Raw genomic sequence first — 9255 nt, forward strand, 5'->3', positions numbered from 1 at the left:
AATATTTGGGGTTCACTTCAAGCCCAAAATTTGAAGTGATTTTTTATTTGTTTAAAATTTGATATAACGGTGCAATTCCCCTAGTCACTTGAATAATACTGTCATTCAGGGCAACTGGATCTTTAAAGATTGGATTATCTTTCAACCAAACTCGCCCTACTAAGAATTCTGCTTTTGTCGTTTGATTGTACCTCTGAAGAAGCCGCACATAGTTATCATTTGTTAAGGGCACAATATTCTTTTTAGTATGGTCACCACATAGCTGCCAGTCTGCAGAATCAACGTGACTACTCAAACTGTCGTTGTCTTTTAAATCTGTAACAAACTTTTTTCGATCCTTCAATTCAGTCAGTCCCGCAAGCCAAAGAAATAATCGATCGTCCCAAAAGCCGAGTTCAACGTGAGGCATCATTTTATACCCCCTTTTACTCTCACTAAAGGCAACCCATGTGTTAGTCGGTGGATTCTTATGGCGACGCCGGTGCATTGCCACATGAGCGTATGTTTCCTTTTCGTTTGATAGGATTTCAATAATCCTAGGAGCGATTTCATCAAACTTAGGATCCAGTGTTTTTCTAACTGCTGCCAGTCGACCGGCTAAATCAGGAATTTCGAAAACCTCAAAATCACTTTTATTAAACATCACGTTCACTCCCTTCCTGCCGATTCATTACATGATATAATATAACTCAAATTGACTCGAAAATTCGAACAAATGTCCAGTTGTTCATTTATTTTTAGAATGGAGATGATTCCTTGCAACAACCTTTAGCATATCGTATGAGACCAACAACGATTGAAGAAGTCGTTGGACAACAACAGTTGGTGGGCGAGGGAAAAATCATTAACAGAATGGTAAAAGCAAAAATGCTTTCATCCATGATCCTATATGGTCCCCCTGGCACTGGAAAAACAAGTATTGCTAGTGCAATCGCCGGTTCTACAAAGTACGCATTCAGAAAGCTCAACGCAGCGACGGATTCAAAAAAGGATCTTCAAATTGTTGCAGAAGAGGCTAAAATGAGTGGGACTGTCATTTTATTACTGGATGAAATTCATCGACTTGATAAGGTTAAACAAGATTTTTTGCTTCCCTTACTAGAAAGCGGGCAAGTTGTTTTAATTGGTGCCACCACCGAAAATCCGTACATTAGTATTAATCCTGCAATTAGAAGTAGGACGCAAATTTTTGAGGTTCATCCCCTTTCGCCTGACGACATCAAAACTGCTGTTAACCGCGCATTGTCAGATAAAGAGCGTGGATTAGGAAATGTTAAGGTTAATCTATCAGATCCTGCACTTAATTTCCTTTCACAATCAACGAATGGTGATTTAAGAAGCGCGTTAAATGGACTTGAGCTCGCTGTTAAGTCAACTAGTGCCGATAGAGAAAATGTCATCAACATTTCCCTGCCAATTATCGAAGAATGTGTTCAAAGAAAAGCTATTACACAGGACAAGGATGGCGATGCCCACTATGATGTCATTTCCGCCTTTCAAAAATCAATCCGCGGAAGCGATGTTGACGCTGCGCTTCACTACATGGGTCGTCTAATTGAGGGTGGCGATCTGCAATCAATTTCTCGGCGTTTGATGGTTATCGCCTATGAAGATATCGGGATGGCTAATTTGGCAGCTTGCTCACGAACCGTTGAGGCTATCGAGGCAGCTAATAAGCTTGGGTTCCCAGAAGCTCGAATCCCCTTAGCCGATACCGTCATTGAATTATGCCTATCTCCTAAATCTAACTCTGGAATGACTGCCATTGATGCTGCACTTTCAGATATTCGAAGTGGATTAAGCGGCGAAATTCCAAATCATTTAAAGGATGCGCATTATTCTGGTGCCAAGAAACTAGGACACGGAACCACCTATAAGTACCCTCATGATTTTCCTAATGACTGGATTAAACAGCAATACCTCCCAGATAAATTAGCTGGCACTCAGTACTACAAACCCAAGCAAACCAGCAGATTTGAGAGAGCTTACGGTGAACGTTACCAAGCTTTACGAGCTGCTCAAACTAAGTAACCTATTTCTTGTTTTGCTTAATAATATATGATAGTATGACCATAGGCTCTAGGGTGTACGCGTTATCTTCTTAAGTGTTGCCGAACAATCTTATTACATTGGGAACATCTTAAAGCTAGCGGCAAACATGCCTTTTAAGTTGGAAGTTTAAAGTTAGTTTTTTCGTTCCCACCTGCTTTTACCGCGGGCCAAAACTAACAGATAGTCTAACGGCACTATTAGAGCTTCAAAGTATGACTTTGAGGGACTGGTGAGCACTTGCGAACCAGTCTTTTTTATTTTATTTTTTGGAGGTACCACTGTGTTAATTACTATTTTAATGATTATATTCATCCTTTTAATGTTAGGAATTAGTTATTATTTATTTAAGCACCGAAAACAATCATTCATGGTCTTTCATCCTGAAAGTAATCAAAATTTGCAACATCTGCTGATCACAACGAGCTATTCTCTATTAATCATTAGTATCTTTGCAATTGTCGCAACAGCCACTCAAAGCACCATTTTAATTTCCATTGCACTGCTCCTTGGCGTTGTAGCGGTCATTGCGTTTGAACTCATGCTACTTACCTACTTTCCAAAGAAGTAAGCGCTTATCTTTTTTTGCCTTTTTGCTTTTTATTTATCATAAAATAACGTAAGATAGAGGTATAAAGAGATGAGGGGTGAATAAAATGTTACAACAATATAAAAACATTTTAGTTCCAGTAGACGGATCATATGAAGCAGAATTAGCTTTCAAGAAAGCGGTTGCGGTTGCAAATCGTAACGATGCTAGCCTACATCTAGTCCATGTAGTTGATACGCGCGCATTCCAAAATATTTCAAGTTTCGATACAACAATGGTCGAACAAGTTACTGATACAGCTAAAAAAACACTTGATAAGTACATTGAAGAAGCCAAGGCCAATGGTATTGATAACGTTGATTATTCAATTGAATATGGTGCACCAAAATCTATCATCGCGAATGATATTCCAAAGTATCTTGACATCGATTTAATCATGATTGGTGCCACAGGATTAAATGCTGTGGAACGGCTTTTAATTGGTTCGGTTACTGAATATGTAACTCGTACAGCAATCTGCGATGTTTTAGTTGTCAGAACTGATTTGGAAAATAAACCAGCGAAAAAACCAGAAGAATAAAATTGTTTCATGAGTCTCGGGAGAAAATCCTGAGGCTCTTTTTTTGTGACAAAATGAGGAAAAAGCTTATTTGGTTTCATTTTATCTCAAGCGCCAGTTTTTACAAGTTTATGTATAAAGATACAAATATACATTAATAATTCTATCAAAACCCGTTTTATCCTGTTTTTATGTATATTTGTCTTGACAACTCCAATTTGAAAGACTAAGTTTATTAGAAATACATTAAAGAAAGGGTTGGCTATATGAAAAAATATTTAACATTAGAAACGGGACAAGTCTTTGTCGGAACTGCTTGTGGAGATACTATAGCAGAGCGCTGGGGCGAACTTGTTTTCACAACCAACATGACCGGCTATCAAGAAACATTGACTGATCCATCATACACAAACCAATTAGTCATGTTCACTTACCCACTTATTGGTAACTATGGTGTCCAATCTAATACTAGCCAATCTGAATCGGTTAAGGCCTCTGCAATGATTGTCCAGGAGTTAGCCCCTTCAATTTCCGATGAACCGAGTCTTGATCATCTGTTAAAAATGAATCACACTCCTGCAATAAGCGAAATTGATACTCGCCAACTCACAAAAATAATCCGTCAAGAGGGAACCATTCACGCTAGTTTAACAAATCAACCGGTAAAGGACTTTAACACCAGTTTTCAAAACCAAACCATTCTACATGATTTGGAAATTAAGCCTTTAGAGAGTCATCCTAATAAAAATTTACATGTCGTTCTCCTCGACTTTGGTGTTAAACACGGAATTATCGAATCTTTGGAAACCTTAGGGGTTACCGTCTCCGTTGTCTCACCATCAACAACACTCACGGCGATTGAAGCTCTCCACCCAGACGGGGTTTTACTTTCTAATGGCCCTGGAAACCCAACTGAGTACGCTAATTCGTTACCGCTCATCAAACAATTGGCCGATAAATATCCTTTATTAGGAATCTGTCTCGGACATCAATTACTTGCACTAGCAGAAGGCGCCACTACCTACAAGCTTCCATTTGGTCACCGAGGCAGCAACCATCCAGTTAAGAACCTCATTGATGGATCCTTTCAAATGACAACTCAAAATCATGGCTTCGCTGTGTCTGCGGCCTCAATTGCAGACACGCCACTGGAGGTCACTGCAAGCGAGCTCAACGATCAAAGTTGCGAAGCACTCCGTTTGCCAGGTAAGCCAGTATTCTCTGTCCAATATCATCCTGAAGCTGCTCCTGGCCCCCATGATGCTAAAAATGTTTTTACCAAATTCACCTCACTCATGAACGGAGGACATTAATATGCCTAAAAATACGACAATTCATAAAATCGTCATTATCGGTTCTGGTCCAATCGTTATTGGTCAAGCAGCGGAGTTTGATTACGCCGGCAGTCAAGCTTGTATCAGCTTGCAAGAAGAAGGCTACGAAGTAATATTAATCAACTCTAACCCCGCAACAATCAGGACCGACACAGATATTGCTGATAAAGTCTACTTGGAACCCCTCACCCTTGACTCCGTGAGCAAAATCCTTCGATCTGAGCTTCCCGATGCGATTGTCCCAACTATGGGCGGACAAACTGGACTCAACCTTGCCGTTGAATTGAGTAATTCTGGGATTCTTGAAGAACTTAATATTGCGCTTTTGGGGACCAGTTTAAAGACCATCAACCAGGCTGAAGATCGTGAAGCTTTTAAAGATTTAATGGTTGAGTTAAATGAACCTATTCCAGAATCTAAAACGGTGTATGATGTTCAGTCAGGCCTAGCCTTTGCAAACAAAATTGGGTTTCCTGTCATCATTCGTCCCGCCTTTACCCTTGGCGGTTCAGGTGGTGGAATTGCCAGCGATGAAGCTGAACTAACCACAATTTTAAAAGAAGGCTTATCATTATCGCCTTCAACGGAATGTTTAGTTGAGCAGAGCATTGCCGGCTACAAAGAAATTGAGTTTGAAGTCATGCGTGATTCAAACGGCTCCGCAATCATTGTCGCGGGAATGGAAAACTTTGATCCAGTTGGTGTACATACCGGAGATTCAATTGTTTTCACGCCAACTCAAACACTAACGGATAAAATCTATCAGAATCTCAGAGATGCCGCCTTGAAAATTGTCAACGCACTAAAGATTGAGGGCGGCTGTAACGTACAGCTAGCCCAAGATCCCAACAGTAATCAATACTATATTATTGAAGTTAACCCTAGAGTGAGCCGTTCCTCCGCATTAGCCTCTAAAGCAACCGGTTATCCAATTGCAAAAATAGCTGCAAAAATTGCTGTTGGTTTAAATTTGGATGAAATAATTAACCCCATTACAAAAACAACTTACGCCCTTTTTGAACCAGCTCTCGATTATATTGTTGCAAAAATTCCACGGTTTGCGTTTGATAAGTTTCCTGAGGCGGATAATACCTTGGGAACTCAAATGAAGGCAACTGGTGAAGTTATGGCGATTGGTACCCGACTTGAAGAAGCCCTATTAAAGGCTGTCCAATCACTAGAAGTAAGTCAGTCTGAACAAGTCGACTTGCTTTCAGCCTCAAGCGTTAAAAAATCGATTGCTGAGATTCTCCATGACGTCGAAACGCCAACATCAAATCGATTATTCGACTTATTCACTGCCATTAGTAAGGGAGCTAGTATTGAGCAAATTCATCAAGCAACCGCAATCGATCCATTCTTCATCAGTAAACTCGTCCATATTGTGAACATTCAGAAGAAACTGTTAACAGGTATGGTCACTGCACAATTGATTCTTGATGCCACAAAGCTTGGTTTTAATGACACCATGATTCGAACGCTAACTGGATTGACAGAATATAATCTGTTGAAACTTCACGAAATGGGTGATCAACAGTTGGTTTATAAAATGGTTGATAGCTGTGCCGCAGAATTTGAGGGCCAAACCCCCTACTATTACCAAACAGTTGGAACAGAAAACGAGAGCATTCCCGTTGGCAATAGCATTCTTGTTATCGGAGCTGGTCCCATCAGAATTGGTCAGGGAGTCGAATTTGATTACACGACTGTTCATTCTGTAAAAGCGATTCAAAAAGCCGGTTACAAAGCCATCATTGTCAACAACAATCCCGAAACCGTTTCAACTGACTTTTCAATTTCTGACAAATTATATTTCGAACCACTGACTTTAGATAGTATTATGAATATCGTCAAATTAGAAAAGCCCCTTGGCGTTATCGTTCAATTTGGTGGCCAAACTGCGATTAATCTGACCCAAGGGCTTGTCAATCAAGGCGTTAAAATCCTTGGGACGTCACTTAAGGGGATTGAAGAAACAGAAAACCGCCATGACTTTGAGGACCTTTTGCAAAAAGAATCAATTAAACATCCTAAAGGTGCCACGGCGACAACTATTTTTGAAGCACACCAAATTGTTTCTAAACTTGGCTACCCTCTGCTTGTTCGTCCTAGTTTTGTTCTTGGTGGCCGCGGAATGGCAGTCGTTCACAACGATTTTGAGTTACAAAAGTTTCTAAAACCAGCTTTTGCTGCTAGTGCCGGACAACCTATCTTGATTGATCAATACATTAGTGGTATTGAGTGTGAGGTTGATATCCTAAGCGATGGCGCAAACGTCTTCATTCCAGGTATTATGGAACAAATAGAAGCTTCTGGCGTTCACTCCGGCGACTCAATTGCCGTGTATCCACCACAGCATTTATCAATAAACCAAAAGCAACAAATCTGTGATACTGCCATTAAGATTGGTCAACAGGTCCATTGTGTCGGAATGATGAATATTCAGTTCATCGTAGCGGATGATGTTTACGTTATCGAGGTGAATCCTCGGGCGTCTCGGACCGTTCCGTTTATGAGTAAAACGACGCATCGTCATTTAGCTCAACTTGCCACTCAACTCATCTTAGGAGCTAGTTTGGAAGATTTAGCTTTACCAAGTGGCTTAGACACGGAACCTGAGAAAACTTATGTTAAAGCTCCTGTTTTCTCGTTTTCGAAATTACCTGGTGCCCCAACAGTCCTCAGTCCAGAAATGAAGTCCACGGGAGAGGTCTTGGGATCTGGTAATACGTTTGCCTCTGCTTTAAGCAAGGCCTTAATTGATAGTTACGGCTTTAATCCTAGTAAATCTGCAAATAAGGTTCTAGCAGTAGGAATCCCTAGTACGTTAAAAAAAGAAATTCTTAGCTCAGGTTTTGAAGTTTCTGAATTTGATTTTAAAAATAAAATTAGTGTTGATCAAGTTACATTTGCAATCAGTTCAAAAGATGATTCTGAATTAGGTGAAGAATTAACTAGGTTTGCCCTAAGTCATCAAATTCCCCTATTCACTGCAAACGATACTGTCTCAGTAATTTCTAAATTGCATCAAAAAATCCGCGAAGTTGCGGGTTAATTTAAAACGGCCTCGGAAAAATTTCCGAGACCTTTTTAGATTCAACTTTATTGAAGTAGTTCTTGATGACGATAACAATCTAACCGATGATCATTGACAACCCCAACCGCTTGCAAGAATGAAAAACAAGTCGTTGGTCCAACTCTTAGAAACCCAAGTTGCTTAAACGTTTTGCATAATGGCTTTGTAAACTCTCTGATTGCCGTTAATTCCGTCAAAGTTCCGTGCAAATCTAACGGCGCTTCCCTAAAAGCTCCCCACACAAGTTCATTTAAGTCGCTCCCATCCTCTTCCAAGCTTTCGATTGCCTGCGCATTTGCAATCGTCGCATCAATCTTTGCATGGTTTCGAATAATTCGCTTATCTTCATACATTTTCTGCTGATCATTTAAGGACGTTTGACTTACCTTTTGAACATCAAATTGCTTAAACACTTCAGTTAAACCTGATTCAAACTTCAAAACGGTATCCCAAGCTAAACCAGCTTGAAAAATCTCTAACGTTAACATTTTAAATAATTCTTTATTGTCGTGGCAAGGGTTTCCCCACCGCTCATCATGATACTTCAATAATCTATCAGAACCCTCTGCCCAGTCACAACGATGCTTTTCCATAAATAATCACTCCAAGGTTTAGTTTACTCTTCAGGCGCGTTATTTATTAAATTCGTAATTTGAGTACTAAAATCATTTCTCATTCGCATATTTCCAAATAATCGGGCTTGATTGTAAATCTGATTCCACATACCCTCGGATTCTTTTTCTCTAATTAACATGAAATGTCGACTCCATTTTTTTAACTCTGTGACGACATAATCTTCATACAATTTATTTTTATTCGTAATGTTCGCAAGGTATGCTGAAATTCGATTGGTTTCGCCAAAAATAAGGGGCGTTTCCAATGACTTAAATCTTGAAAGTAGAATGCCCAACTCAAACAATTTATCTGCCCGGCGCAATTCGTCTCGACTAGCAAGCTCTTCAATTAAATTTCCAACATGAGTAAAAGCGTGAGCCCAACCCTGCATGCCAATGTACCCTCTCGTATCTGTTTCCAAAACCATGTAGAGTTCAAACTGATTCGTCATCTTCTGGATAATATCCGTACTTAAAAATGAATCGCCATTTCGGTCAATGAATGCAATAACTGACAAGAATAAAATAGCAAATGATCGCTGAAAAACCGCAGCATTTTGACGTTCTAAAATATGGCTGAATAAAATTTCATCCTGCAATAAATAATTCGTAATCATGAGTAATTGTTCTTTTGTAATGACGTGCAGTTGGATAGCATCATTTAAAAAGTAGTAAATCCCTTTATCTCTGATTTGGGGATTTTTTGATCCCAAATGAGAAACGAGTAGCATTAGTTGATCATCATCTATGCCCTCTAAATTATCCTCTTGAATTGCCGTATTTAACGTTACCAGCAACTCTTTTACACCGTCATCATTTGGTAGCTCAACGGCAGTCTTAGGCTGTTTTTTGATTCTCTTTATAACCCCATCAAGTTCTGTCCCCAAATTCCGGTAAATTTCTCCATGATAAAGTTGATCTTTTATTTCTGCTAATCTTCTTCGAGTTAGCTCAATTGTTTGATTTTCCAAATTACTCACCTACTAGTCTTTTCTACATTCTATCATTCTTTCTGGTTACAAAAAAATGTTTGGCAAATTGCCAAACATTTTCGGTTCTATACTTTTTCCTGT

The 9255-nt window shown here is 39.5% G+C and carries 8 protein-coding genes and 1 other RNA gene; 6 read left to right on the forward strand and 3 right to left on the reverse strand.

Annotated elements, in window-relative coordinates:
- Positions 1–43 precede the first annotated feature (43 nt).
- Positions 44–643 carry a DUF1054 family protein gene (locus tag FD44_RS08950; RefSeq protein ID WP_010620670.1) on the reverse strand — a complete coding sequence of 200 codons (600 nt, stop codon included), beginning with the start codon at positions 641–643 and terminating at the stop codon, positions 44–46.
- 113 nt (positions 644–756) lie between these two features.
- Here FD44_RS08950 and FD44_RS08955 point away from each other — a divergent pair, with 113 nt between their 5' ends.
- The 6 genes from FD44_RS08955 to carB all read left to right on the forward strand — a co-directional run bounded on the left by FD44_RS08955 (position 757) and on the right by carB (position 7547).
- Positions 757–2031: a replication-associated recombination protein A gene (locus FD44_RS08955; RefSeq protein WP_010620669.1), complete on the forward strand. Its 1275-nt coding sequence runs from the start codon at positions 757–759 to the stop codon at positions 2029–2031.
- Positions 2032–2073: 42 nt separating this feature from the next.
- Positions 2074–2260, forward strand: a non-coding RNA gene (ssrS, locus tag FD44_RS10400) — 6S RNA.
- A gap of 72 nt (positions 2261–2332) precedes the next feature.
- Positions 2333–2620, forward strand: a complete 288-nt coding sequence (locus FD44_RS08960; protein WP_010620668.1) for a hypothetical protein — start codon at positions 2333–2335, stop codon at positions 2618–2620.
- A gap of 85 nt (positions 2621–2705) precedes the next feature.
- Positions 2706–3179: a universal stress protein gene (locus FD44_RS08965; RefSeq protein ID WP_010620667.1), complete on the forward strand. Its 474-nt coding sequence runs from the start codon at positions 2706–2708 to the stop codon at positions 3177–3179.
- Positions 3180–3424: 245 nt separating this feature from the next.
- Entirely contained in the window at positions 3425–4471 is a 1047-nt protein-coding gene (locus FD44_RS08970; RefSeq protein WP_010620666.1) for a carbamoyl phosphate synthase small subunit, read from the forward strand.
- 1 nt (position 4472) lies between these two features.
- Positions 4473–7547 carry a carbamoyl-phosphate synthase large subunit gene (gene carB / locus FD44_RS08975; RefSeq protein ID WP_010620665.1) on the forward strand — a complete coding sequence of 1025 codons (3075 nt, stop codon included), beginning with the start codon at positions 4473–4475 and terminating at the stop codon, positions 7545–7547.
- 47 nt (positions 7548–7594) lie between these two features.
- Here the strand turns inward: carB and FD44_RS08980 are convergent, their stop codons facing one another.
- Together FD44_RS08980 and FD44_RS08985 are read right to left on the reverse strand one after the other, a co-directional pair.
- Complete coding sequence (locus tag FD44_RS08980) at positions 7595–8161, reverse strand: DNA-3-methyladenine glycosylase I (RefSeq protein ID WP_010620664.1); 567 nt, start codon at positions 8159–8161, stop codon at positions 7595–7597.
- A gap of 23 nt (positions 8162–8184) precedes the next feature.
- Positions 8185–9153, reverse strand: coding sequence for a DUF2785 domain-containing protein (locus tag FD44_RS08985; protein WP_010620663.1), 969 nt, complete (start codon positions 9151–9153; stop codon positions 8185–8187).
- Positions 9154–9255: the final 102 nt, after the last annotated feature.

The sequence above is a fragment of the Secundilactobacillus malefermentans DSM 5705 = KCTC 3548 genome, from assembly GCF_001436395.1.
GTDB classification, from domain to species: Bacteria; Bacillota; Bacilli; order Lactobacillales; family Lactobacillaceae; genus Secundilactobacillus; species Secundilactobacillus malefermentans.

What these genes read in the sequence shown, in the direction of transcription:
- FD44_RS08950 (WP_010620670.1), bottom strand. Translation starts at nt 643, where the DNA reads ATGTTTAATAAAAGTGATTTTGAGGTTTTCGAAATTCCTGATTTAGCC.
- FD44_RS08965 (WP_010620667.1), top strand. Translation starts at nt 2,706, where the DNA reads ATGTTACAACAATATAAAAACATTTTAGTTCCAGTAGACGGATCATAT.
- FD44_RS08970 (WP_010620666.1), top strand. Translation starts at nt 3,425, where the DNA reads ATGAAAAAATATTTAACATTAGAAACGGGACAAGTCTTTGTCGGAACT.
- carB (WP_010620665.1), top strand. Translation starts at nt 4,473, where the DNA reads ATGCCTAAAAATACGACAATTCATAAAATCGTCATTATCGGTTCTGGT.
- FD44_RS08980 (WP_010620664.1), bottom strand. Translation starts at nt 8,161, where the DNA reads ATGGAAAAGCATCGTTGTGACTGGGCAGAGGGTTCTGATAGATTATTG.